The following is a 23,792-nucleotide window of genomic DNA, read 5'->3' as shown; positions in this document are numbered from 1 at the left end:
TCCGGGAGAAGTTCCACTTTATTATGAAGTATGGGACATCTCCCAGTATCTTTGATGACTATGAACCTTAAGGCTGCGCGGCGTACCAAACCTTACCTACACCGTGACCGGTTGTATCCCCTTGTTCACGATCACCAACCCAGGTGTATAGGGGCTGGTTTTTATAAGCCCACTGATAAGTGCCATCTTTACGCTCGATGACAGTGAACGCACCCCAGGTCTTAGCGTTTGCTTTCGCCAAAAACGGAGGCCAGCTACCAGCACAACCGTCGTAGCAGTTAGACACGGATGCACCATCTTTAGTGAAAGTGTAAAGTGTCATGCCTTTGGCAGTGGCAAACACTTCGCCAATAGAGGTGTTGACCTTGCTGACAACTCTGTTGGCACTGGCGTTTTGGGTAGTGTTGCTCGCAACCTGATTCGAGCCGTAGTCGTAAGAGGCTGAAGAACCGTAGTAGTTTTTGTCCTTGGCAAAATAATCGACGCTGTCTGCTTTACCTTCTGCATAGACATTGAGGCTGCCCAGTGTGGCGACAGACAGAGTAGCGATAGTGGCTAGGGTGGTAAGTTTCATATTCGTCTCCTAATGGGTGTTTCTGTATGAGTTTCAGTGTTTGTATATAGAGACGACCCGGACACTGGATTTGGATGCAATAAATTTAAATTTTTTTGTACTCCCTAAAAAAGCTGGATTTTCATTGCTTGGAAGATAAGCACTGAAGAGCTGGTCTTAATGTCTGGATATGGAAATCTGAGGAATACACCCCATCGCTACCAGCGTTGCTTCGACGGCACTATCGAGAGGAGTGTGCGGCTCAGATCCCAGCGTGGCGATCAATTTACTGTTGTCCATTCGTACCGGCGTTTGCCACAGATAGCGCATCTCCAGTAGTTCACGTAGGGTTTCCTGGAATGGAGAAATCAGGCGGATAAGCCACCAGGGAAAAGCGACGATCTTTGGGGAGGCTGCCCCATGCTGAGTAACCACTCGGCAGATGGATGCGGGGACTTTGGTGCCGTCCGTATCCCAATGACCTGCCATATGAAAGCGGGCGAAAGCATCAAGATTTTCCCGACGCTCGAGAAGTAAAACCATTGTCCTGGCCACATCGGGGAGATAAGCCCATTGATGGCCGACGGCATTGGCGCTGGGGTTGTTCACTTTTTTAATGGGTTTTCCGGGTGTGATGAGCCCTTGGGAGAACCAGTTGTTTTTAACCTGAGGACCAAAAAAATCGCCTGCCCGGACGATAATGACACGTCCACCCTGATGCGCATAATCCGCCAGACGCTGTTCCATCTCCACCCGGATTTTGCCTTTGCGGGTTAACGGCTTTTGTGGAGCCTCTTCGGTAATCATCGGGAATGAATCCGGTCCACGGTGTGCTTCAGGTTCGCGGTATGAATCAGGTCCGCTGTATGAATCAGGTCCCCTGTATGAATCCGGTCCCCTATACGAATCAGGTCCAAAATTATAAACGGTCCCGGGAAGGACAATGGTGGCTTTTGTTTTCCTGGCGGCGGCGATGGTGTTATCCAACATCGGGAGGACGAGGTTACCCCAATTGCGATACCCCGGTGGATTCACTGCGTGGACAATGACAGAGCACCCGTCCGCTGCACTCTCAACGTCTTGCTGATTGAGCGCATCACCCGGAACCCAGGTGATACCCTCAAGGCATTCCTGACGGTTGATACCACGACGCATTGCTTTCACTGTCCATCCGGTAGCCTGGAGCTGCCTGGCCACCTCCCCGCCAATCCCACCGGTGGCTCCTAGCACCAATACGGTTTTTTGATTTTGCATGACCTCTTCCTCATGACTGATTGATGATGCCAGTCTATGAAGAACCCGGATTAAACGGAATTGACTAAAATAATACAGTGGCTATACATTAATGTATGGCTGAAGATATTGGTTGGGAACTCTATCGTTCATTTCTCGGAGTATTGCAGGAGGGCTCTCTGTCCGGAGCGGCGCGTGCCCTGGGACTGACGCAGCCCACCATCGGACGCCATATCTCGGCGCTGGAAAAACAACTTAAACTGACACTGTTTACACGCTCCCAGACGGGCCTGTTACCCACTGAAGCGGCCCGGTCACTACGAGGATTCGCTGAAGAAATGGCCAGTACTGCAGCAGCACTGGCCCGGGCTGCTGCCAGTCAGGGAGCCGGTATCAGTGGGGTAGTACGAATCACCGCCAGTGATGTGATCGGGGTTGAAGTCCTTCCTCCCATCATTGCCCGATTACGGCGGAACCATCCACACCTTCAGATAGAACTGGTGTTGTCCAACCGGGTACAGGACCTGATGACCCGTGAAGCCGATATCGCCGTGCGCATGATCCAGCCGCGGCAAGCTCAATTAATCGCGAGATCAATCGGAAAAATAGAACTGGGTCTGCATGCCACTCAAGACTACCTCGATCGCTATGGTTACCCTGAGTCTCTGGGGGATCTTGAACAACATACTCTGATCGGATTTGACCGGCCCACAGCTTTTACCCGAGAAGCAATGAAATCTTTGCCCGGCCTGGAGCGGGAAATGTTTTCCCTGAGATCTGATAGTGACCTGGCTCAGTTGGCCATGATCCGGGCGGGGGCCGGCGTTGGGGTCTGCCAGGTGGCGTTGGCCCGGCAAAGTAGAGATCTGCACCATCTCCTCCCAGATCAGTTAAAACTGCACCTGGATACCTGGATTACGATGCATGAGGATTTGCGCAATCACCCACCTTGTCGGGCGGCATTTGATGCTTTGGTTGAGGGGATGCTTGAGTATCGAGACCTGCAGTAATTCTGTATTCCCCCTTTAACTATTTCTTACCGGGGTGAGTTTTATCCCACTGGATACCCGGTTGATAACGGCTGATACATGCGGCTAAATGGAGATAAGCTAAGTTAATCGTTACTTGCGAACCCGCCCTCAACCATCCAATCGGAGGTATTACGCCATGGAAATAACCGATGAAGATTCTATCAAACCCTTCAAGTCTTTCATGGATGAATACGACCAGAGTTTTTATCAAAGGAATATTGAGAAATTCCGGTCGTTGCATGTGTCTGACCACCAGGTGATTTTCTTCGACAACCACGCAAACTGTGACTCCAATGGCTATTCGGAACTTGAGGAAAAAGTTGCGGATTTCTTCAAGCATGGGGATATTGTGGACTTGGTTAGAGAGAATGTACGCGTATTTGTCAGGGAGGATATGGCCTGCATCACCGCGACGTTGCGGTATTCGTCAAAACCCCGGCCCGGAGTGCGGACGACCTATGTGCTGGAGCGGGAAGAGGGAGCCTGGAAAGTCCGCCACATGCACCATTCGTTTGATCCCAATGAAGTTTCCTGAACAAGCTATCTGAGGGTTTACCCTAGCTAGGGTACAAGCCAGCTTTGTTGAACAGTATCACCCCGTATTATGTGACAAATTAGTTGCGATGTATGTTAGGTGAACAGAATGAATGTCAACACAGTCAGCGGTTCTGATACCACGAATTCCTCATCAGTTTCCGGATCAGGGAACGGAATTGGGAATGGAATCGAGAGTGGCATAGCAAGTGGAATAGAGAGAGGAATAGGGAGCGACAGCGGATCGAATATTTCCCAAAATCTCAAGGATCTCGCCGGTCAGGGGACATCAAGGTTTACGGAAACATTGAGCCCCATATTTGGAAGCGACATACCGACAAATGCCTATGAGAGCCTGCGCCAGGACATCCTGAAAGGCCAGATGCCAGAAGCACCGGTTATTGTCGCTTATTCAGGGTTAGGAGATGCGCTTGCCGCCTACGATCAAAGCCGCCAGCAAATCCTGATCTCCTCAGACTTGGCCTATCAATCAGCGCCTGGAAGTGAACAGTTGCAACAGAGAGCCATAGCGGAGGAAACCGGGCACCATATTGATTCATTGCTGCGTAATCACTATTCCGACATCGGCGGTGACGCTCGTGCGGATGAAGGTGCTAAGTTTGCGCGGGATATTGGTGGTTTTGCTGTGGCTGATGGCGAAATCCAGCATGATGGCAAGAAAGGGTCGCTGGAATTTTTTGAGGCCAACGGACACAAAGCGATAGTGACGGATTCCGTATATTCTGCCTGGCGTAATCCTGTTGGTGACAACGCTAATCTGAACCAGCTAAGCAAGGAAGTCTATTTTGGAAACTGGCTTCGTGATATGTCGAATGCCTATGACCCGGCCGGTGTTGCAAAGGTCTCCAAAGTTGTAGCGCCTCACGTCCAGAATGATCCCAATTGGGTAAAGGATTTGGGATTGGATCCCGCCAGTAAACCTGGCTTGGAGCAAATTGAAAAAGCGCTTACCGATGATCTTTTGGCAACGATTGCTGAAGGTATTCGCATTAAGGCCAAAGTGGACTTCGGTCAGGATATTACGGCGAAAGATATTGGGGCTTACTCGCAGGTTGAGCACATTGATAATCCCTATTCATCGATGGCAGAGCAAAAGAATAATTTCGATCCCGCAACCGGTGTTTCCAATCATATTATGGAATCGCGCGATCGAATGATCGGTATGTTGAAACAGGCTTTCGAGGCTGACGCCACTACTGAAGGGCGGAGAATGCTGGGTGATGCGACCCATACGATGGAAGACTTGTTTGCCCACAGCAACTTCATCGAAATATCGGTGAATTCGGAGCTGTCCCGTACAGGAAAAGGCAACACCGTTGAAACCTGGGGGCCTCAGGTGTCAGTCAATGGCGGAAACCGGACGCTGCTTACCACCGGGGGATTTGGCGATACGGACATCGGATACAGTCTTGCTCCTGCTGCGGCTGAAGCGATGTTTTCCACAAAAGAACCTGGAGCTGTGGATTCAGGTCAGGTGATGAAGGAATCATTGGCTTCCTGGCAGGGTATGATGGGTGTTGCTGCGGAAGATGGGCAGAGACCGACCTTAAAATATTATGACAAAGTCGTGGAAATTCTCGCTGAAGAGCGGGGCATTGATGTCAAAGGAATCATCGATACCAAGAATCTGATTATGGCGGCGTTTGCTCCCATGAAGTTGCTGGTGCCGGATGCCTATCGCCAGATTGAAAGCCTGGTGAATGAAGGTGGGAATATGATGGTGAACGGTGCCGCTGAAGGCATTCCCATTCAGCAAAGTATTCAATATGATTCTGAAAGCGTATTGCCAAGCCATAGTCAGCTGGCCAAGGATCATGATGATCATCATTTCCATAGTCTTGGGATTGATTTGGGGACGATGGCAACCACAGAGATCGTGGATAGCATGAAGCAGGCATGGGACCTCAAAGCCCAGGGCGATATGCAAGGTGCCGAGGCTGCGCTTAATCAGGCAATCGATAAAGTTAACGGATTCTTCGTGCATCCGGATGATTCTACCAATGCCACTGTTCACGCAGTTATCTCAGAATGGGTTGCCAATCCGCAGAATTCAGCTGCGATAGAAAGAGCCGGATACATCTCTGATTTACACCAAGTAGTTGCCGGTTTGCCTGGTATGAACGAGCAATCGGCTCAAAAACTTTTACAGAGTGTGGTAGCCGGCTCACCTGACGCGGATATAATGACCACGGTTCAGGACAATGTTGTCAAAAGTGTAAGCGATAGGTTTAATCAGTGGTTTTCAACCGAGCAAAAACCCTAGGTCATAGACTCACCAAAATCTTAGATCATGGATTCGCCAAAACGGCGATAACCGGAGTCTTCTGTTTGCTGGCCGTTGGCTGCCAGCAAACAGAAGCAGACTCTCCGTATACCTTCGAAATTGACGGGCGAAATGTCATTATCAATGGACAACCCCTGACCCCTGGGGGCTCTTCTGACGAACTGGTCGATGTTCTGGGAATTCCTGACTATGCCTGGGCCCCAGATGTGCCGAACAACGTCTTCTGGAAGAAATATGGTGTGGAAGCTGCCGCTCAAAATGGGTGTGTCGTGCGGATCGCGGTGCGCATTTCGCCTGTAACGGAAAAGGATATTAAGGTATGGGAACGAGAGAAGTATCCCGGTAAGCGACCTCAACCCCGTTTCCCCGGAAAGATTATTCTCGATAGCGTTGAAGTCACTTCTGATCTGTCGTTTGAAGAACTAAACAGCAAGAAACACCCCCCGGGATTCCCCGACGGATTCAACGTCACCGATTTGTTATCCAGTGGCCATGATCCGGTAAGAGAACTCAAGGTTGAGGGTGAAAACCCATACACGTTAGTCTTGCATCTCGATCATAAATCCGGCGAACTTGAGTTTCTTGAGTACTACCCAATGACCCAGGGGCGTTGCCAATCCCGACCTCTGCTGAATCAGGAAATGTTGGATTCGGAAGAGCAGGCGTGATACTTGAAGAGACGAAAATGAAATGACAACTTTCGCCTCACGCTAAGCTGCAAGCAAAAGTGCCTCGTATATAGCGTAAGTCTCCGTCACCAAAGAGACGGTGGTATTACAAAGACTCATAATTTTTCATTTCTCAAAACTTTGCCCTATTATTGCCCGTGATACGCGACTGTGAGTCGGGCTGCGTATGTTCTCGATATGAATATGCATGTAAAGCTGTCTCCTCTTTCCGTTTCCCCTATTTCTCTGTCAACCTCTCCTATTGAAAAGGACTCTTTTCGGATGTCTGCTAAACATCAGATCTTTGCTTTATTACTTCTGCCCATCACGGTAGGGCTTTGCTTGTGGATGCAGGATGCTGTCGCCCGGGAAAAGCTGGATTCAGTTCCCCCCGATATCTTTACCGAAGGCGCGCTGCAGCCGGAACTTGCCTTACCAGGAGAACAGTATTTAGAGATGCTGCTGAACAGGCGGTATGAAGAATTGACCCAGGTATTGGAGCCTTATTTAAAACCTGTTCAGGGCAAGGGGTCATCGGAGTTTGATACCGCTCTCACTGTCCTGGGAAGGACTGAGAAATGGCTTGAAAAATATTTTAGTGAGTGGGTAGAAGCCACACCTGATTCTGCTGTGCCGTATCTCGTTCGCTCGAATTACTATACGGAACAGGGTTTGGAAGCCAGAGGAGAAAAATATCTCAGGGAAACGCCTCGTGCTCAAATCAGCGAAATGAAGCGTCTGTTTAAGCTGAGCTTTGGGGATATTGATAAGGCAACGTCTCTGAATGATCTGACTGCCTACCCATATGCCATGAAACTCAATATGGCGATGCGCCTGGGGAAGCATGAGGAATTGAGGGGTATATATGAGGCAGGTATTAAGCGGGATCCGGCACTGTATTGGCTATCCAATGCCTATTACTGGACCCAGGTGCCAGCATGGGGAGGAAGTGTTGCGGATCAGAATCGTTTTCTTGGTGAACTGAAGCGTCAATACAGCAAATATCCCTGGCTAAAGGGGATTGAACTGGATGTCATGATCGATGACATCAATCAGAAGCCGGGTGAGCCCTGTGACAAGATCCCCGAATATCGCAAGGCTCTGGAGTTTCATGAAAACAGTTGGATCAATTACCAGTTGGGCCGGGCATACAGTTGTAACCGGGACTTCAAGGAAGCACTGGTTTACCTTCGAAAGTCTATCGAGCAGTGGCCACACAGGGCCATTACCTGGAGGCTTTTGGGGGCGATTGAGCATGAAAAGGGAAGGCATGATAAGGCCTATGATGCGAGCAGAATTGCGACCCATCTCAACCCTCAGGATGACTTTGCCTTCTTCCAGTTGGGGAATATCGCGCTTTACCTTGAGAAATATCCTGAAGCGGAACAGGCCTACCTGTTGGCTTCTCTGGTAAGTCCGGGGAATGCCTCATACTCGGAGTATATCGGTTTGGTCAAGCGAAGTGCGGCTGATCCGAATAGCCCCCAGCAACTTGCGTTATTGACGGATGACGAATCAAGAGTTGCCTCGAAAACAACCTATCTGCACGGTAAGAAAAATGGCCAGTCAATTTTCTATGATGAAGCCAACCGACCTCGAGAAGTTCAATATTTTGAAGACGGTAAGCTGAAGTATTCAGATCTGTTTCACCCGGACGGTTACAGGGCCACAAGACTGAGTGTGAAAGTCGACTTATATTCCGGCCCCTATTGGGAGTACTCACCGTCGGGCAAAGTCATCTCATTGGGAACTCTGGACAAAGGCAATGCTGAAGGCCTGCTGGTCCGGTCATTTGAAAATGGCAAGCCACTATACTCAGGGGTTTATGAGAACGGGCAGAAAAAAGGGAAAATCAAATTTTGGGTCCCCAGTAAGCAGATCGACGGTATGACCGTCATTGCCGTTGCGGCGAATGGAATCTCTCATGTGAATACGCCTTTAAGTGCTCAGACCACATTTCATCTAAAGGATGGTAAGCCGATCTACTTATACACCGCCATGGAGGGACTCTCAGCGGGTAAACATGAGGTTATATTCAAGCTATACGACAGCCAGGGAGAAGAGTGCATGGAGGTTCCTGTATCAGGGAGTACCGAAGATGGTTTCAATTTCTACTATGCCTACTACACCCCGAACAAGAAAGAGGACCAGCCTGGAGACTGGAAAGCGGTAATCTTTCTGGATGGTGATCAGATTGCCACTATGCCCTTGACGGTTCTTTAGCCTCTATTGAAAAATTCCCGGCCTGATTATCCCTCTGGTCGGGATTTCTCATAGCTTTGACGGCAACATCATCAACTCCACACTGACAAACCCCCGCGTTGTTCGTATTATTGCCTACCAGTGATCAATTGGAGGCAAAGCATGAGCACATCCCCTATACGCCTGACTGAGTACAGCCATGGTGCCGGTTGCGGTTGCAAGATTTCACCGAAGGTTCTTGATCGGATTCTGGTATCTCAGCTTAGTCTGCCGGAGTTCGGTCAGTTGCTGGTGGGTAACAGCAGCAAGGACGATGCGGCGGCCTACGATCTGGGGAATGGGCAGGTGGTGTTGAGTACCACAGACTTTTTTATGCCGATAGTGGATGACCCCTTCGACTTCGGCAGAATTGCGGCCACCAATGCGATTAGCGATATCTATGCTATGGGCGGCCAGCCTTTAATGGCCATCGCCATACTGGGATGGCCGATCAACAAGCTGTCGCCGGAAGTGGCGCAACAAGTCGTCGAAGGAGGACGCCGGGCCTGCGCTGATGCGGGTATCCCTTTGGCGGGCGGGCACAGTATCGATGCCCCCGAACCTATATTCGGCCTCGCCGTAACAGGACTCACCAGCAAGGAACACCTCAAGCAGAATAACCGCGCTGAAGCCGGAGACAGGCTTTATCTGACCAAACCATTGGGTATCGGCATTCTTACAACGGCGCAAAAGCAGAAGAAGCTTCAGGACGAGCATACCCATCTGGCACGGGACATTATGTGCCGGCTCAATAGTGTGGGGGCATTGGTTTCGAAATTGGAGGGGGTGACTGCGATCACTGATGTAACCGGATTTGGCCTGATGGGGCACTTGCTCGAAGTCTGTGAAGGCAGTGGAGTGCAGGCTGTCGTGGAAGCCGGTGCAGTGCCGGTAATACCTGAGGCGCTGGATTATCTGGCTCAGGGGTGTGTCCCTGGAGGAACAGGGCGCAACCTGGAGAGTTATGGCCATAAGCTGGCACCGATGGCTGGGCGTCTCCAGCATCTGCTGTGTGACCCGCAAACCAGTGGTGGTCTGCTCATTGCGGTAAAACCTGATCAGGCTGCGGCTTTGGAGAGTCTGCTGGCAGAACAAGAGCTTTACGCACAGAGTATCGGGCAGCTTGAAAGCTTCTCTGGAGAGCATTTCATCAGAGTGAGTGGTGATGAAGAATCGTTATCCCGTGCTGAGGGACAACTGTGAGCCGTCCTGATGCGCAACCAAACGGTCCTGATTATCGCTCGATTTTTCTAAACGATATTCCACTGATCGATACCCGGGCACCGATAGAGTTTGAGCGTGGAGCGTTCCCCACCAGTGTCAGCCTTCCACTGATGACCAATGAAGAAAGGGCTCAGGTGGGCACTTGCTACAAACAGCAGGGACAGGCGGCGGCGATTGAGCTTGGCCATCAACTGGTGATTGGGGAAGTCAAATCGCAACGGGTGAATGCCTGGATTGATTTTGCCCGGCATCATCCACAAGGTTATTTATATTGCTGGCGTGGTGGCTTGCGAAGCCAGATCTGCCAGCAATGGATGCACGAAGCCGGTTGTGACTACCCCCGTATCGGTGGTGGCTATAAAGCCATGCGCCGTTACCTGATTGATGAATTTGAACGAATTTGTACCCGGCAACCGTTATTGATTTTAGGTGGCCGCACGGGCTGCAACAAAACTGCCCTGATTGAGGAACTGCCACAGGCCGTGGATCTCGAAGCACTGGCCCATCACCGGGGCTCCAGTTTTGGCCGTCGACCGGGCGGCCAGCCGACCCAGCTTAACTTCGAAAATGGTTTGGCTGTTGCCATGCTGAAAGCAGAACATCAGGCGCTGAGCAGGAATCTGTCTATTCTGCTGGAGGATGAGAGTCGTCTGGTGGGACGTTGTGCTTTGCCTCCGGTGCTTCAGCAAGTCATGGGGCAGAGCCCGATAGTCCTGCTGGAAGTGTCACTGGAAGAGAGAGTTGAGCACAGCTATCGCAACTATATTCTTAACAAACAACTTGAGTGGCAGCAGCGGTTGGGTGAGGAAGACGGTTTTGATGCTTTCGCAGAAGATCTGTCTCAGTCGCTATATCGAGTGCGTAAACGTCTGGGCGGGGTGCGCTACCGTGAAATCAATGATCAGCTGGAAAACGCCCTTGTTGCTCATCGAACAGGGAAACCTGATCTGCACCGAGACTGGATAACACAGTTGCTGGTCGACTATTACGATCCAATGTATGACTATCAGCTAAGTAAAAAATCTGAGTTGATTGTGTATCGAGGTGACCGGGCGGCCGTTCGCGAATATCTGTCGTCGCATAAGAGGTCTGCAGATGGTTCTACCTCTTCAACACTTGCCTCACAGGGAAGTGGAAGTTAAATCGTGAGCATTTTTTTACACAGTTTTTTTAACACAATTTTCTAACATCAATCCAAGGAGCTTCCATGTCGATACTGCGTTGCATATCCCGCCGGGTATCTATACTACGTAGTCTGTTGGCGCTGACCTTTATAGCGTCAGCTGCCGCCCAGGCAGAAACTTTCGTATTTACTGCCATTCCGGATCAGGACGAATCTCACCTGCAGGAACGTTTCGGTAAAGTCGCTGCATATCTCAATGAGCAGTTGGGTGTCGAGGTGAGCTATATCCCAGTGAAATCCTATGCGGCGGCCATTACCGCATTTCGCAATAACCAGGTTCAGTTGGCGTGGTTTGGCGGGTTGTCCGGAGTACAGGCTCGCCGTCTGGTACCCGGCTCTGAAGCACTTGCCCAAGGCTTTGAAGATCAGTTGTTTAAGACTTATTTCATTGCCAATAAGAGCGCAGGTATCACTCCGGGAGAAAGCCTCCCGGCAGCCATTAAAGGAAAAACATTTACCTTCGGCTCCAAGGGATCGACTTCGGGTCGTCTGATGCCTGAATTTTATCTGCGTCAGCAATTTGGTTCCGGACCTGAGGAGATATTCTCCAGGGTTGGGTTCTCGGGTGATCATAGTCGCACCATTGCTCAGGTTCAGTCGGGGGCCTATCAGGTTGGGGCGGTGAATTATTCTGTCTGGGAAAGTGAGCTGGAGGAAGGGAAGGTTGATCCGACCAAGGTTCAGGTGATCTGGACCACGCCAACGTACCCTGACTATCAATGGAGTATCCGCGGTGACGTGGATGAGCGTTTCGGAGATGGATTTAAAGCCAAAGTCCGGGATGCGTTATTGAATATGAACAAACCTGAACTGTTGGCGAGCTTTCCGCGACAGAGTTTCGTTCCGGCCAGTAACGATGACTATGCACCGATTGAAGCCACCGCCAAGGCCATCGGGCTGTTGGATGAATAAACCAACTAATCGCAGGTGAATGATAGGGTTTTGAAGGAATGATGAGGGTGATAGAGGAATGAGCAGCGCTTCGGTTCTGTTCCAGCTAAAGAGCCAGTCGTTTCGCTACGGCGAACACCAGGTGCTGGACGATATCACCCTGACAATTTGCCAGGGGGAGAAGGTGGCATTGCTCGGCCCATCCGGTGCCGGTAAATCCACATTGCTCACCCTGCTGTACCAGCAGCAACCACAGGTCTGTGCGCTTCAGCCTCAGGGAGGCGGATTGGTGGAGCTGTTATCGGTGTATCAGAATATTTTTATAGGTGGGTTGGATCGGATCGGAACCCTGGCTGCATTGTGGAATTTGATTCGCCCGCTACCTCGGCAGCGCCGTGCTATTAAGGAAATAGCACAACATTTGGGGCTCGATGAAAAGCTATGGCACTCAGTGGACCGGCTGTCGGGCGGCCAGCGTCAGCGGGTCTCGATGGGACGCGCTTTGTTTCGCCAGCAGCCGGTATTTCTGGGTGATGAGCCGGTATCGTCAGTGGATCCCGTTCAGGCTCAGGCATTATTAGCTCATATGCTGGAGCAGCATGAAACTGCTGTGGTAAGCCTGCACAATCGTCACCTGGCACTGGAGCATTTTGACCGTCTCATCGTCTTGCGTGACGGACGCATTTGTTGTGACTGTCCAGCAAATACCATGAGCAGCGAACAGTTGGATGGATACTACCAACAAGAGAAATCACCCGACGAGGATACTTCCAGGCCAACGGTTCCGGAGGCGGACGGTTGGGTTATTCGCACTTCATGATTACTGTACGTCGTTTCCTGATACAGCAGGAGTCCACTGTCCGTAAGCTGAATGGTGTCTGCCTTCTGATGATCGGTGCGGCATTTCTGGCGCTGGTCGGCGTCGATTTCCATATTTATTCTGTGGACCCCTGGGAGGAGCTGTCACGCATTGGTCTGGGTCTGGTAACCCCAGGGTGGAGTGATCTATCTTCCTTATTACTGGCTCTGTTGCATACCATCGCATTTGCTTTTCTGGCCATCGTGGTGGCTGCCCCGCTGGGATTACTGTTGGCGATGGCTTTTGGCTGGCTGCCTGTGCGCTTGCTTTGTGCGGCGGTGCGCTCGGTACATGAATTATTCTGGGGGCTGATTTTCATGCAATTGTTTGGAATCAGCGCGACAACCGGTTTGTTGGCCATTATCGTTCCATTCACGGGTGTATTTGCCAAAGTGTTTGCGGAAATATTTGAACAGCAATCGCCGCAGCCATCTCAGACGATCCCTCCATCCGCCGGTATACTCAAGCGCTACGCCTACACCCTAATTCCCCAGTCCTGGCCTGCCTTGACGAGCTATACCCGTTACCGCTTTGAGTGTGCACTACGATCAAGTGCCATTCTTGGGTTTATAGGACTTCCGACATTGGGTTTTCATCTGGAAACCGCCTTCAAGCAGGGACAGTATAGCGAAGCCGGAGCCTTGCTCTGGGCATTCCTATTGCTGATTGCCACGATACGCTTCTGGCTGCGGCCCAGAATGATCCCGTTTTATTTGATCGCCGCTGTATGGATGTTGCCTGAAACGATTGGTTTCAGTGGCGGCGGTTCTCTATGGCAGTTTATCAGCGTGGATATCTGGCCTGTCGCCTTGCGTGAAGGCAACTGGTCGGCCCTGGGAGACTGGAGCGTAATGATGTTCGGCAAGCAGATATGGCCGGGTCTGGTGCAGACTCTGCTGTTGACGCAAATCGCAGTGGTTTTGTCCGGGCTCGTGGTATTGGTGACTTATCCCTTTGCAGCACAATCATTGGCAGGCCCTATTATGCGCTGGCCGGGGCGGTTCCTTTTGCTGGTGCTGCGTTCCACGCCGGAGATGGTGCTGGCCTTTGTATTGCTGCTTTTATTCGGCCCTTCAGGTTTGCCTGCCGTACTGGCTTTGGCACTACACAATGGAGGCTTAATTGCTTTTCTGGTGGCCAATGCCAGTGATGCAGAGCGTAAAAGTCTGCTGACCCGACCAGATGATCCGACAGGTATTAAGCGTTACGCCTATGTTGAAACCCCCCGCCGTTTCCCGGGAATGCTGGCTTTTCTATTTTATCGATGGGAAGTGATCCTGCGAGAGAGTGCCATTATGGGAATTCTGGGAGTGGCGACTCTTGGGTTCTACATTGATTCCGCGTTTGAAGAAATCCGCTATGATCGTGCTTTCCTACTCATTGTCGTTACGGCTCTTTTGAATATGGCTGTGGATAGTTTATCCCGTCGAATGCGCGGAAGCTTTTCTTCCTTCAATCGAACAAAATAACCGCTACCAATCAAACAAAATAACTTCTACCAATCAAACAAAATAACCGCTACTTCTATCCCGATAATTTCAGCATAACGAAATCATTCTTGTGACTTTTGGTTATTTGACAATCATTTTCTATCCACTAATTTTTAATTTGCGAATAACACGCAAACTCTGATGATCCTGCAATTTACGGATATTGGAGTAATGACAGCGTTTCTCTAAGGAAAGTTGTGAGAATGGCGCTGCCGGTAATCCGGGTCGTCGGCCTGGCTTACTTCAAAACAATCATGGAAAAGGAGATTGCCATGCTTCCTGAAACTATTCTGGCCATATCAGCCGGTGCCACAGAAAAAGAAGTTTCCGAACTGTCTGTCACTGATATCGAACAATTGAGCATTTCTGACATCAGTTCAGTGAGAAATGCAAAATTGCGTGATCTACTCAACCGTGCCGTGAGCAAGCGTTTAGCTCACCATCTGGGCGGGTCCTACACGTCTCCGGATATCCAGGACACCGTTGGCAGACTAACTGAAGTCAGTCAGTAATCTGGCGAAGGGACGGTTGGATATGGGGTAACTCATCAGCCGTCCTCTTGTCGTGCCACCGCCAACCATTCGAATAAATCTGCAGGTTAAGGACGATTGTAGATAGTTTTTTTCCCTAGTACCTGTATTAGTACCTGTGCCATTTCAATCTGCAAATGGAGCTACGATGGCGGTTACCAATTACATCTTCAAGGTAGCCAGTAGATGCAACGCCGATTGCTCGTACTGCTATGTGTATCACAAGGACGACCAGACCTGGAAAGGGCAGCCGCGATTTCTGTCGTTGGAAACCTTTGAGGCAAGTCTTTTGCGCATTGCCGACTATTGGCTGGGGCGGTCAGGAAGGTTGCATATCGGGCTTCATGGGGGCGAGCCTTTTATCGCCGGTGCACGTCGATTCGGGCAGTGGATGTCATGTGTTGAAACAACGTTGAAGCCACGCGGAATTGAATATCAGATATCTGTCCAAACCAATGGCATCCTGTGCAATACCGACATAATGCAGCAGTTGCGTTCTGCAGGGGCGAAGCTGTTTGTGTCTTGTGACGGACCTCCAGGTGTTGCGGATCTTCAGCGAGTAGATCATTTGGGGAGACCCTTCTCCCGACAGGTAAAAGAATTTTTAAGCTGTCTGCAGCATGACTGGCAGGATATCTACGGAGGGATACTGGCGGTCATAGACCCTGACAGCTCCCCGGAAATGGTGATGGATTACCTGGAAGGATTTCAACCTCCACTGGTCGACTTGCTTTTGCCATTGATCCTGCGTTCAGATTTTTCAGATTTGGAAACTTTTCAGTTATATCAACATCGTCTCTGTGAGTGGCTTGAAAGAGCTTTTCTTCACTACTTGAACCTCAATACCAACAGTCAATTCCGCTACTTTGATCATGTCCTGCTGTCTGCTGCAAGTCCTCCATTTGAGAGAGCCATTCCATTTGATCCGCGTGAGACCCTGGTGATTGAAAGTAACGGTGATTATCACCTCGACGACACCCTGCGTATTTGCGGAGACCAGTTTACCGCCACTGGAAAGACAGTATTTGAAGCGGGTATCCCCGAAGTCATCTCAAGTCAGAGTTTCCAAAAACTCAATGCTTTGACGCAATTACCGCCAGCCTGCAGGCAATGTGACCTGCAGAACCTCTGTGGCGGTGGCTTGCCGGCTCATCGTTGGGACCGTAACTGTCAGGAGTTTGGCTTGGCTAGCACCTGCCCCAGTCTTTATCAGTTGTTTCATCAGGCACAGGAAGTGATCGAAAGCTTTAGACAGCATCGATTTCAACAACAAGGATTTTCCGATGTCGATAGTAAAAAGCAACGCACTCTTTGATGGTTCCTCTCATTCCGGCCGAGGGCAGTTTCCAGGGCTATCGGATATTACCGGTGCTGACGGCAGCTATCTGAAACTGGCTGACGGAAACCAGATCAGTGATTTCTGGTTGGGACACTTTGCCAGCCTATTGGGTCATAACTACCCGGACATTAAGCAAGCGCTGCAAACTCAACTCGATAGTGGCGTGTTTGACCAGATTGGCGTTCCCCTGGAGTTGGAACATGGCTTGGCGAATCTATTGCGTCAGTTGACCGGTTTCAATGGTGTCCGCTTTACCACCAGTGGTTCAGTATCGACGGACTACGCAATCCGTATTGCCCAAACCGTCACCGGACGGGCTATTGTTCTTAAGGGGCGAGGGGGCTGGCATGGAGGCAACCTCTTGTCTATCAAGGGTGTCAGATATCCGGAAGGAACCGCCGTTGACCTATACGAACAACCACAGATTACGTCCCACCTTGCCGAGCAGATAGTGCTGTTCGACTACAACGATGAACAACAGCTGGCCGACCTTTTTCATCGTTATGGGTCACAAATAGCCGGGATGATCGTTGAGCCGGTGGTTGGCAACTGTGGGATGTATCCAGTTTCTGAAGCTTTTATTAGAACTGCGCGGCGCTTGTGTGATCATTCGGGGGCATTGTTGATCGCTGATGAAATCGTCACCGGATTTCGCCGTTATCCGGGGTTGTACCTCCAGTATCACTTTGATGTAAAACCGGATATTGCGGTGATTGGCAAGGCCTTTGGTGGAGGTCTGCCGATTGCTGCTTTACTCAGCGATGTTGAGCTGATGAAGCAGGCCAAACATGCACAGTGCTTTTTTGAAGGAGGAACCTACTCCGCGCACCCCCTGTGTTTGGCTGGAGCCCATGCATTTTGCCGTCTTTGTTTGGGAGACCTGGGTGATCCCATATTTCAGCGAATTCATCAGCAGTTGCAGTTAACCTGGGCACTGATAGATCGGCACTTGGGTAAGTGGGAAAGTTACATTCACATTCCACAGAGTCGCGACCGTCAATTTCCGATCATCAGTATTCGTCTGGTTAAGCCGACGGCCACAAGAGTTCCCGACAGAGTGCTGGATCACTGGGACGCTCAGTTGGTTGATGCTCCGACACGTGACCAACAGGGCCGCCAGTTCATGCTCGAAAGGGGGGTTCTTCCCTGGCAGCTCCTGGGCTGTATCAGCCCGAGCCACAGTGCATCGCAAATCGAAGAGCTGGTTATCGGTTGTCGGGATTTTATCGAGTGCTTTGCGATGCAGAATTTAGCAGGTACACGACCATGAAGTCTCTCGCTCCCGGGGTTTATCTGTTGGAAGGTTTCTTCACAAACGATCAGACCGCGGCCATGCGTTCTCATCTTTCCAACCAAACCATGGGGGATCGATCGCTACTGAAATCCGGGTATTTTCGTGAATTGATTGTTTCGCCACCCATCGTTGCTATTGCCCGTAAAATACTGGGAAAAAAACTGCTCTTTCATCATGCCAATGGTGTGATTCTCCCACCGGGTTGGCCAGAAAAACTCTGGCACCACGATTATGATGGTGTGTCACCTGACCCGGCACGGCAGTTTAAGATGATTCATTTGATGATTTATCCTGAGGGGGCAAGTGAGCATAACGGCCCCTTGGTTATATTGCCTTCCAGCCGGAATACACGGGTTGTCCGCAGTTGGCCCGGTCGTTATCAAACCCGTCCAATGGCCGGAGAAATTTGTCCCCTTATCAAGCCTGGTAGTCTGCTCGTGATTGAGTCACAGATATGGCATTGCCGGCGTCATGGATCTAATCCGGACATATCCAGGCCCTATTTGAATATCAGCTTCTGCCAGCCGGGTATAGAGCGCCCGGAAAGGCGTCAGGTGTTGACCCGCCATGCGGCTTATCTGACTGATTTACCTTTGGATAGCGGGTTGTTTGCAAGTGACGGTGTTACCGATGAACGACCTGTGTTACAGCGAACATTTACTACGCCAGAGTAGTGACCGAGAGGGGGATGGGCGAGAGCTGCCTCGTCTGAGGACTTGGTTCCGCCCGAGTTCGGAGCAGCGTCCTATTGCTGTTGTGGTGCCGGGAGGGGGCTACCACGTGGTGTCTGAAACCGAAATATCAATCTTGCGCCAACAGCTCCAGAGCAGTTATTCATCGGTTGTTGTGCTGCAATACTCAACGCAATGCCAGCATTGGGAAAGTCCTTTTGTGGATTTTATAGAAATGCTGCAGCACCTGGTCGAGAACATCGATAACGATACACAATTCACCGTTCATCGACGCATTGATATCTTTGCCTGTAGTGCAGGGGCACACCTGGCCCTATTCAGCCTGAATAATCGTTTGCCCGATTCCTTTATTCCGATGCTGGCTTCGCTGGATGTAAGACTATATTTACTCTATCCATGTCTGGGCATTCCTTCGGTGATGGCTGATCGATTTCAGCAGGGACTGGGCATCGTCGGTCAATCTGAATTGATCCAACAGTTTTGTACCTTGAGTAACTACCTGCCCCGGTTAGATCTAACCTGGTTAAGTCTCCAGCAATCCTGTGCTGATCCAATTTCTGATTACCGGCAACTCCATAGTTGGTTGGCCCAGTGGTTTGGTAGTGGCAGGCAGTGTGAAGTGATACTCAGGCCGGATGACTGTCACGGCGCAGCCTATCTTGAGAAGTATGGGGTGGTTCTATAAAAGCATCATAGAGCTTTCTGTAAATCTTCGTGGGCAACGGCTACATAGTTAACCATGGATAGATTTCAGAATTTCACCTGTGCGGTGACAGTATGCCTGGTCAGCTATATCCCATTGCACGGCGCTCGCTGCTTCTTGGAGTATCTGCCCTTGCTGTGACTGAAAGATCTTTTTCACCATGAATCGCCAGTGTATTGTATCCATTGATTGTCAGACGTAAGTTGAGCAAAGAGTCTTTGCCGTTGAGTAGGAATTAGAAGATGAATAAACCCCTGGCCGGTATTCGCGTTCTTGATCTCTCCCGTATATTGGCTGGTCCCTGGTGCAGCCAACACCTGGCTGATCTGGGAGCAGAGGTCATCAAGATAGAGCATCCAGAGCGTGGCGACGATACCCGCAGTTGGGGGCCTCCCTATCTGGACGGTACCCAGGACGCAGCCTACTACTTGAGTGCAAATCGAGGTAAGAAATCCGTAGCTATCGATATTTCCAAACCGGAAGGGCAGGAACTGATCCGGGAGTTGGTCCAACATTGCGATGTGGTGTTGGAGAACTTCAAGGTGGGTGGGCTCAAACGGTACGGCCTGGATTATGAAAGCCTCAAAGGGGTGAAGCCTGATCTGATTTATTGCTCAATTACCGGATTCGGGCAGGACGGCCCTTATTCAAATCGGGCCGGCTATGATTTCCTGCTGCAGGGAATGGGTGGTCTAATGGGAATCACTGGAAAAGCCGACGATGAACCCGGTGGAGGGCCGGTGAAAGTCGGCGTGGCGGTAACTGATCTGTTTACCGGTATGTATGCCGCCACTTCGATTCTATCTGCCCTGATCGGACGAGATCGTACCGGCGAGGGGACCTGGATTGATGTGGCACTGATGGACGTGCAGGTCGGCGTGTTGGCAAACCAAGCATTGAATTATCTGACATCGGGTAGATCTCCCGGACGACTGGGTAACTCCCATCCGAATATCGTTCCCTACCAAGCATTTGAAACCGCAGATAGCCATATTATCCTTGCCGTCGGCAACGACAATCAGTTCCAACGCTTTTGTAAAGTGGCAGGCATCCCCGAACTGGCCCAGGATGAGCGCTTCGCCACCAATCGGGGGCGGGTCGAAAATCGGGCAACCCTGGTGCCGGAGCTGGAGGCGCTCATCAAAACACAGCCATCCAGTTTCTGGCTTCAGGAACTCGAAAAAGAAGGCGTACCCTGCGGCCCCATCAATACCATGGAGCAGGTGTTTGCGGACCCTCAGGTCCAACATCGGGGAATGCAAATCAGCCTGCCCCATCCTTCGGCAGGTGAAGTTGATCTGGTCAGCAACCCGGTTCGGTTCAACCATCATCACCTCAATGCAGAACAAGCCCCTCCCGGACTGGGGGAGCATACGGCTGGCGTGATCGAGAGGTTGCTGCCTGAACGGAAGGAGCAGATTAATGAGCTCAGGGAAAAGGGGGTTATTCGTTAGTGAAGCTTTATTTTATGGAGAGGGAAGCAGGTGCACAGTTTAATGCCCGATAGATCGAGCATTATCCACGGGGCCTCAATAATGTCAGGCACCAGTGGGGTAACTTGGGAGTCTATAAGCTTGCCTGACCAATGGAGCAAGTAACTATTCTATGCCCGTATCTACCTATTACTGACTTAATCTAACTCTAAATCGTCATCAATAAGGTAATCAAAGCCACAGTCTTCTATCAGCTCTTCAAGGATCATTGCAGCCTTTTCGGCATCGTATGTTTTGGCAGGGTAACCTAGGACAGTTTTTCCTGCTGCCTCATCCGATTGGCTTTGTCGGCACATTGTATCAATGAAGCTTATCAGTTCCCGCGCTTCGTCCTCAGAAGATACCGCTCCTTTGGATATGATAGAGCTAATATTTTGTGAACCGACTATCTCAGCGTAGTGGTTCACATATTTCTTAATATATTCGTCCATATTATTCATGGCTTTACTCTGATAGTTCCTATTTCTTCCATCGTTGAGGCGACTTTTTCCAGTTTGAGGAAGATCTTGTGTCCCAAGGTTTTGATCCTTCGGTACCAGACGAAGATGGGATCTTCGCTCTCGAACCTGTCTGCGTGGCATTGAAGCTTGAGCTGGCTCGCGACCTGATAGAGGCTGGCGCGGATGTAAATTCAAAAGGGAGCACGGGGTTTACACCTTTGTTTTCAGCAATAGAATGTGCACACCACGATCCTGACAGGGCAATTAAGCTTGTCGAATTACTGCTTGATAGTGGCGCAAATATCGAGGGCAGAGGAGAATGGGACAAAACACCGTTCCTAAAATCATGCACAAGAGGCGTTATTGGTTTAACGCAATTGCTTGTTGCTCGTGGTTGCGATATTCATGCTACAGCTGCCGAGATCGGTGGGCCTATGGGGGCTTCTGAATTTGCAGATATGCCATCAAACAGTAAAGAATTTAGGCAATATGTCCGTGGGCTGTTCCGCTCATAACAAGTTGCAGCAAGGGACCCATCTACGCTCCACCCATTTGTGGTTCGCTGCGCTCACATTACCACAAATGGGCTCCGCGCAGCTGGGCCCCTGTGCAAGGCGTTATATTTTCCGCAGAGTGCGGATATGCATATGATGAACGATGAAATAGAGCATAATTACCAGTTCGAAAGACTTCTCACTGCTGTGCTCGATGAGCCAGAAAAGGTTCCTGCAATTGTTTCTGAAGATAGATCTATTTTGGAAGAAAGGAATTGTTGTGATGAAACGGCTCTGCATTGGCTGGCCATCGAAAATCAGCTTGAAGGTATTGCCTTATTACGGGGTCTAGGGGCAAAGATATCACCTTGGGCAATCGCACACGCAATAGAGGCTGGCAGCTTGGATGCAGTGGCTTTAATGTTGGAGTTAGGTGGCGAACCTGAGCTGGAAGTATGTAAAAAATATCTAGAGAATCGCTTTTGGAAACTTACTAAGAATCAAAAGCGTTTGGTGCGGAGCTATTTTAAACAGTATGGATATGAAATATAACAAGTGCAGGTTGACAGAAAGGCGCTTCGCTCCGCTCCGTGCCTTCTGCAACTGCAAGCGTTATGCCGCAGGGAAACTATGAGATTCATTGAGAAGAATTTAGTCACGATCTACGGGAATCAGGGTTTCTTAGATTGGCTTATTTCTGTAGAACCAAGCCTTAGAAGATGGACATTAGAGCATCTCAATAATGATCCAGGTGCTTACTTGATAGAAATAGAAGATCAAAATTGCCAAGGCGAAGCCATTAAAAAATATTATGGCCATATCTTTGAAGAAGAGCTAGGCAATCATTTGCCAAGTGGAAAGTGGCCTATAAATCGAACTTACGAACTATTCTGCGAATGGTTTTCAATAAAATATCACACCTGCGTTGCAGACATGACCGAAAGTGAGGATAACAATGCATAACAAAACGCAGCATTTCGCACCTCTGGTGCTGGACCTCCGCACTACGTGCTCCGGCCCATGTGCGCGGCGTTATACGAAGTAAAGTATGAAAATACATTGTAAGTGTGGTGCAACGATTTCTGATTCCTCAGACTTTATTTACAATAAAGGCTATGTTGTGCCTGATCAGGATTTGGAAGATCTTCAGGATGAAATCGAACAGGTAAAAGAAGTGGATTTGGGAACGATTTGGAAGTATTCGAAAACGTTGTACCAATGCCATGAATGCTCTTGCCTTATACTAGAACTGAACGATGAATACCATTTCTTTTCTGCTGACAGTCCTGACAAGTCGAAATACGCCGTCCGTTCTGTTTTTGGAGAAAAGTGGAAGCGCCATTTGCGCGGGAACTGGAATAGAGGAAAGGGTTCTTTATGGTGGGGAGGGGGAGTCCAAGATCAAGCCTTTGATTTTGACGTCCGAGATTGGGAAGAGATGTCTAACAGATACTTTGAGGCTTTTGAAAGGCTGAAGAATGAAGGAATTCTTCGTGACTCTTTTCTTAGAAAAGATGGTGAGATGATTCACGAATGGCCGTCGAAATAAAATCGTATAACAAAGCGCTGCTGTCGGACAAATTTCCGCTGCGCTCCAAATTTACCGCAGAGCGCGACGTTATGAGTCCAAGGAGTAAACATTGGTCAGAATTCTAATCGCTATAATACTTTCGTTTAATACTGCAATAGCTTGTGGTTTGAAACCGGCAAACGAAAATGGCATTAGAAATCCTTTGAAAGATTTCGAGGGCATTCCATCAAAGACGTATGCCGAAAACCTTACTGAAATTTCTCAATTAATACCCAATGAAAGCATCATTTATGTTTTAGCTTATGATCACGACTGCATACACGTGGTAACTGGCTTTATGGGAAAAACAATCCAAAGTACTTCAACGTATTACTTCAACAAATCGGATGGTAAATGGAACAAAACCCTAGTCCGCAAATAAACACTCATAACCAGCACAGCCATGGGAAGCCAAACGCTCCGCTGAATTTTGTGCGCATTAAAATGCTTGCACAAAATACAGCTCCGGTTTGTCTCACATGCTGTGGGCGTTACGTGCCATCAGAAATATGAACCAAGACGAAGCAAAAAAATATTTGGAATCCTTAACTAATAAGCAATTAGTTGAATTGATGTCCGAAGTTTTCAAAACCAGACGTTGTGATGAAGGTACAGAAGAAGCATATATTCAAGCACATTGGTGTATCGCTGAGGCCTCACGTTTTAAAACAGATGATGGAAAGGGATGGGAAAGTTGGGAGGTGGAGCTATTGGCTCTTCATGATAATGAGCAGTATGAAGGTGGTTGGAGTGACGCATCGCCAATATGTCAGGGTGGGGAATGCACCGAATGTGGTACAAAGTTATTTGGCTGGGCAAAACATATAATTTGTCCTGTGTGTGGAGCTAAGGCGTATGCCACGTAACAAATTGCTCCATTTGACTCCGCGGTTTGCGCGAGGGTGTTCAAAACTCTGTGTCAGCCAAGTCACAGATCGATGTGAGCGTCTAGCCGCCCTTCAAAGTGAATCGATAGCTGCGAGAGTGTAAGGTTCCAGTTCTGCACTGGATGCGTCCATCGTTCT

Annotated in this window: 24 protein-coding genes; 21 read left to right on the top strand and 3 right to left on the bottom strand. The window is 49.7% G+C overall.

The window, feature by feature from the left end:
• Positions 1-67: 67 nt before the first annotated feature.
• Together BTA51_RS28180 and BTA51_RS28175 are read right to left on the bottom strand one after the other, a co-directional pair.
• A complete protein-coding gene (locus BTA51_RS28180) occupies positions 68-574 on the bottom strand; it encodes a hypothetical protein (protein WP_094712428.1) in 507 nt (168 codons plus the stop codon).
• Positions 575-730: 156 nt separating this feature from the next.
• Positions 731-1,807 carry an NAD(P)H-binding protein gene (locus BTA51_RS28175; RefSeq protein WP_094712427.1) on the bottom strand — a complete coding sequence of 359 codons (1,077 nt, stop codon included), beginning with the start codon at positions 1,805-1,807 and terminating at the stop codon, positions 731-733.
• Between the two features lie 95 nt (positions 1,808-1,902).
• Here BTA51_RS28175 and BTA51_RS28170 point away from each other — a divergent pair, with 95 nt between their 5' ends.
• From BTA51_RS28170 to BTA51_RS28095, 16 genes are all read left to right on the top strand, one after another.
• Entirely contained in the window at positions 1,903-2,796 is an 894-nt protein-coding gene (locus BTA51_RS28170) for a LysR family transcriptional regulator (RefSeq protein WP_094712426.1), read from the top strand.
• A 157-nt stretch (positions 2,797-2,953) separates the two neighbouring features.
• Positions 2,954-3,352 carry a nuclear transport factor 2 family protein gene (locus BTA51_RS28165; RefSeq protein WP_094712425.1) on the top strand — a complete coding sequence of 133 codons (399 nt, stop codon included), beginning with the start codon at positions 2,954-2,956 and terminating at the stop codon, positions 3,350-3,352.
• Positions 3,353-3,460: 108 nt separating this feature from the next.
• Positions 3,461-5,635: an HET-C-related protein gene (locus tag BTA51_RS28160; RefSeq protein WP_094712424.1), complete on the top strand. Its 2,175-nt coding sequence runs from the start codon at positions 3,461-3,463 to the stop codon at positions 5,633-5,635.
• A 65-nt stretch (positions 5,636-5,700) separates the two neighbouring features.
• Positions 5,701-6,324, top strand: a complete 624-nt coding sequence (locus tag BTA51_RS28155; RefSeq protein WP_094712423.1) for a hypothetical protein — start codon at positions 5,701-5,703, stop codon at positions 6,322-6,324.
• Between the two features lie 282 nt (positions 6,325-6,606).
• Positions 6,607-8,547, top strand: a complete 1,941-nt coding sequence (locus BTA51_RS28150; RefSeq protein WP_094712422.1) for a tetratricopeptide repeat protein — start codon at positions 6,607-6,609, stop codon at positions 8,545-8,547.
• Positions 8,548-8,688: 141 nt separating this feature from the next.
• A complete protein-coding gene (selD, locus tag BTA51_RS28145) occupies positions 8,689-9,768 on the top strand; it encodes a selenide, water dikinase SelD (RefSeq protein ID WP_094712421.1) in 1,080 nt (359 codons plus the stop codon).
• Positions 9,765-10,931 (top strand): tRNA 2-selenouridine(34) synthase MnmH, encoded by a 1,167-nt coding sequence (gene mnmH / locus BTA51_RS28140; RefSeq protein WP_094712420.1) that lies wholly within the window; start codon positions 9,765-9,767, stop codon positions 10,929-10,931. Before selD ends, mnmH begins: the two co-directional genes overlap by 4 nt.
• Positions 10,932-10,996: 65 nt before the next feature.
• Positions 10,997-11,884: a putative selenate ABC transporter substrate-binding protein gene (locus BTA51_RS28135; protein ID WP_094712419.1), complete on the top strand. Its 888-nt coding sequence runs from the start codon at positions 10,997-10,999 to the stop codon at positions 11,882-11,884.
• A 58-nt stretch (positions 11,885-11,942) separates the two neighbouring features.
• Entirely contained in the window at positions 11,943-12,683 is a 741-nt protein-coding gene (locus tag BTA51_RS28130; RefSeq protein ID WP_094712418.1) for an ATP-binding cassette domain-containing protein, read from the top strand.
• Positions 12,680-14,191, top strand: a complete 1,512-nt coding sequence (locus tag BTA51_RS28125) for an ABC transporter permease (RefSeq protein ID WP_246841226.1) — start codon at positions 12,680-12,682, stop codon at positions 14,189-14,191. Before BTA51_RS28130 ends, BTA51_RS28125 begins: the two co-directional genes overlap by 4 nt.
• A gap of 224 nt (positions 14,192-14,415) precedes the next feature.
• On the top strand, positions 14,416-14,724 hold the full coding sequence (locus BTA51_RS28120; protein ID WP_094712417.1) for a hypothetical protein: 309 nt from the start codon (positions 14,416-14,418) through the stop codon (positions 14,722-14,724).
• A gap of 166 nt (positions 14,725-14,890) precedes the next feature.
• Complete coding sequence (locus tag BTA51_RS28115) at positions 14,891-16,057, top strand: radical SAM protein (protein ID WP_094712416.1); 1,167 nt, start codon at positions 14,891-14,893, stop codon at positions 16,055-16,057.
• Positions 16,026-17,351 carry an aminotransferase class III-fold pyridoxal phosphate-dependent enzyme gene (locus BTA51_RS28110; RefSeq protein ID WP_094712415.1) on the top strand — a complete coding sequence of 442 codons (1,326 nt, stop codon included), beginning with the start codon at positions 16,026-16,028 and terminating at the stop codon, positions 17,349-17,351. The genes BTA51_RS28115 and BTA51_RS28110 overlap by 32 nt, the downstream gene beginning before the upstream one ends.
• Positions 17,348-18,049 carry a phytanoyl-CoA dioxygenase family protein gene (locus tag BTA51_RS28105; RefSeq protein WP_094712414.1) on the top strand — a complete coding sequence of 234 codons (702 nt, stop codon included), beginning with the start codon at positions 17,348-17,350 and terminating at the stop codon, positions 18,047-18,049. Before BTA51_RS28110 ends, BTA51_RS28105 begins: the two co-directional genes overlap by 4 nt.
• Positions 18,006-18,752 (top strand): hypothetical protein, encoded by a 747-nt coding sequence (locus BTA51_RS28100; protein WP_141215694.1) that lies wholly within the window; start codon positions 18,006-18,008, stop codon positions 18,750-18,752. Before BTA51_RS28105 ends, BTA51_RS28100 begins: the two co-directional genes overlap by 44 nt.
• Positions 18,753-19,012: 260 nt before the next feature.
• Complete coding sequence (locus BTA51_RS28095) at positions 19,013-20,224, top strand: CaiB/BaiF CoA-transferase family protein (protein ID WP_094712412.1); 1,212 nt, start codon at positions 19,013-19,015, stop codon at positions 20,222-20,224.
• A gap of 176 nt (positions 20,225-20,400) precedes the next feature.
• Here the strand turns inward: BTA51_RS28095 and BTA51_RS28090 are convergent, their stop codons facing one another.
• On the bottom strand, positions 20,401-20,703 hold the full coding sequence (locus BTA51_RS28090; RefSeq protein WP_094712411.1) for a hypothetical protein: 303 nt from the start codon (positions 20,701-20,703) through the stop codon (positions 20,401-20,403).
• A gap of 68 nt (positions 20,704-20,771) precedes the next feature.
• Between BTA51_RS28090 and BTA51_RS28085 the strand changes: the two genes are divergently transcribed.
• From BTA51_RS28085 to BTA51_RS28060, 5 genes are all read left to right on the top strand, one after another.
• The gene (locus BTA51_RS28085) at positions 20,772-21,218 is read left to right on the top strand and encodes an ankyrin repeat domain-containing protein (RefSeq protein ID WP_094712410.1); all 447 of its coding nucleotides are present in this window, start codon (positions 20,772-20,774) and stop codon (positions 21,216-21,218) included.
• Between the two features lie 132 nt (positions 21,219-21,350).
• Complete coding sequence (locus BTA51_RS28080; RefSeq protein ID WP_094712409.1) at positions 21,351-21,749, top strand: hypothetical protein; 399 nt, start codon at positions 21,351-21,353, stop codon at positions 21,747-21,749.
• Positions 21,750-21,827: 78 nt separating this feature from the next.
• Positions 21,828-22,160, top strand: a complete 333-nt coding sequence (locus tag BTA51_RS28075; protein WP_094712408.1) for a hypothetical protein — start codon at positions 21,828-21,830, stop codon at positions 22,158-22,160.
• An 85-nt stretch (positions 22,161-22,245) separates the two neighbouring features.
• The gene (locus BTA51_RS28070; protein WP_141215693.1) at positions 22,246-22,746 is read left to right on the top strand and encodes a hypothetical protein; all 501 of its coding nucleotides are present in this window, start codon (positions 22,246-22,248) and stop codon (positions 22,744-22,746) included.
• Between the two features lie 500 nt (positions 22,747-23,246).
• On the top strand, positions 23,247-23,633 hold the full coding sequence (locus tag BTA51_RS28060; protein ID WP_094712405.1) for a hypothetical protein: 387 nt from the start codon (positions 23,247-23,249) through the stop codon (positions 23,631-23,633).
• Positions 23,634-23,792 lie beyond the last annotated feature (159 nt).

Source organism: Hahella sp. CCB-MM4 (assembly GCF_002260525.1).
Taxonomy (GTDB): Bacteria; Pseudomonadota; Gammaproteobacteria; order Pseudomonadales; family Oleiphilaceae; genus Hahella.
This window is presented reverse-complemented; position numbering and strand designations above follow the sequence as displayed.

Coding starts and splice junctions, on each gene's coding strand:
- BTA51_RS28180 (WP_094712428.1), bottom strand. CDS start 574: ATGAAACTTACCACCCTAGCCACTATCGCTACTCTGTCTGTCGCCACA.
- BTA51_RS28175 (WP_094712427.1), bottom strand. CDS start 1,807: ATGCAAAATCAAAAAACCGTATTGGTGCTAGGAGCCACCGGTGGGATT.
- BTA51_RS28170 (WP_094712426.1), top strand. CDS start 1,903: ATGGCTGAAGATATTGGTTGGGAACTCTATCGTTCATTTCTCGGAGTA.
- BTA51_RS28165 (WP_094712425.1), top strand. CDS start 2,954: ATGGAAATAACCGATGAAGATTCTATCAAACCCTTCAAGTCTTTCATG.
- BTA51_RS28160 (WP_094712424.1), top strand. CDS start 3,461: ATGAATGTCAACACAGTCAGCGGTTCTGATACCACGAATTCCTCATCA.
- BTA51_RS28150 (WP_094712422.1), top strand. CDS start 6,607: ATGTCTGCTAAACATCAGATCTTTGCTTTATTACTTCTGCCCATCACG.
- selD (WP_094712421.1), top strand. CDS start 8,689: ATGAGCACATCCCCTATACGCCTGACTGAGTACAGCCATGGTGCCGGT.
- BTA51_RS28135 (WP_094712419.1), top strand. CDS start 10,997: ATGTCGATACTGCGTTGCATATCCCGCCGGGTATCTATACTACGTAGT.
- BTA51_RS28130 (WP_094712418.1), top strand. CDS start 11,943: ATGAGCAGCGCTTCGGTTCTGTTCCAGCTAAAGAGCCAGTCGTTTCGC.
- BTA51_RS28125 (WP_246841226.1), top strand. CDS start 12,680: ATGATTACTGTACGTCGTTTCCTGATACAGCAGGAGTCCACTGTCCGT.
- BTA51_RS28120 (WP_094712417.1), top strand. CDS start 14,416: ATGGCGCTGCCGGTAATCCGGGTCGTCGGCCTGGCTTACTTCAAAACA.
- BTA51_RS28115 (WP_094712416.1), top strand. CDS start 14,891: ATGGCGGTTACCAATTACATCTTCAAGGTAGCCAGTAGATGCAACGCC.
- BTA51_RS28110 (WP_094712415.1), top strand. CDS start 16,026: ATGTCGATAGTAAAAAGCAACGCACTCTTTGATGGTTCCTCTCATTCC.
- BTA51_RS28105 (WP_094712414.1), top strand. CDS start 17,348: ATGAAGTCTCTCGCTCCCGGGGTTTATCTGTTGGAAGGTTTCTTCACA.
- BTA51_RS28100 (WP_141215694.1), top strand. CDS start 18,006: ATGAACGACCTGTGTTACAGCGAACATTTACTACGCCAGAGTAGTGAC.
- BTA51_RS28095 (WP_094712412.1), top strand. CDS start 19,013: ATGAATAAACCCCTGGCCGGTATTCGCGTTCTTGATCTCTCCCGTATA.
- BTA51_RS28090 (WP_094712411.1), bottom strand. CDS start 20,703: ATGAATAATATGGACGAATATATTAAGAAATATGTGAACCACTACGCT.
- BTA51_RS28080 (WP_094712409.1), top strand. CDS start 21,351: ATGATGAACGATGAAATAGAGCATAATTACCAGTTCGAAAGACTTCTC.
- BTA51_RS28075 (WP_094712408.1), top strand. CDS start 21,828: ATGAGATTCATTGAGAAGAATTTAGTCACGATCTACGGGAATCAGGGT.
- BTA51_RS28070 (WP_141215693.1), top strand. CDS start 22,246: ATGAAAATACATTGTAAGTGTGGTGCAACGATTTCTGATTCCTCAGAC.
- BTA51_RS28060 (WP_094712405.1), top strand. CDS start 23,247: ATGCTGTGGGCGTTACGTGCCATCAGAAATATGAACCAAGACGAAGCA.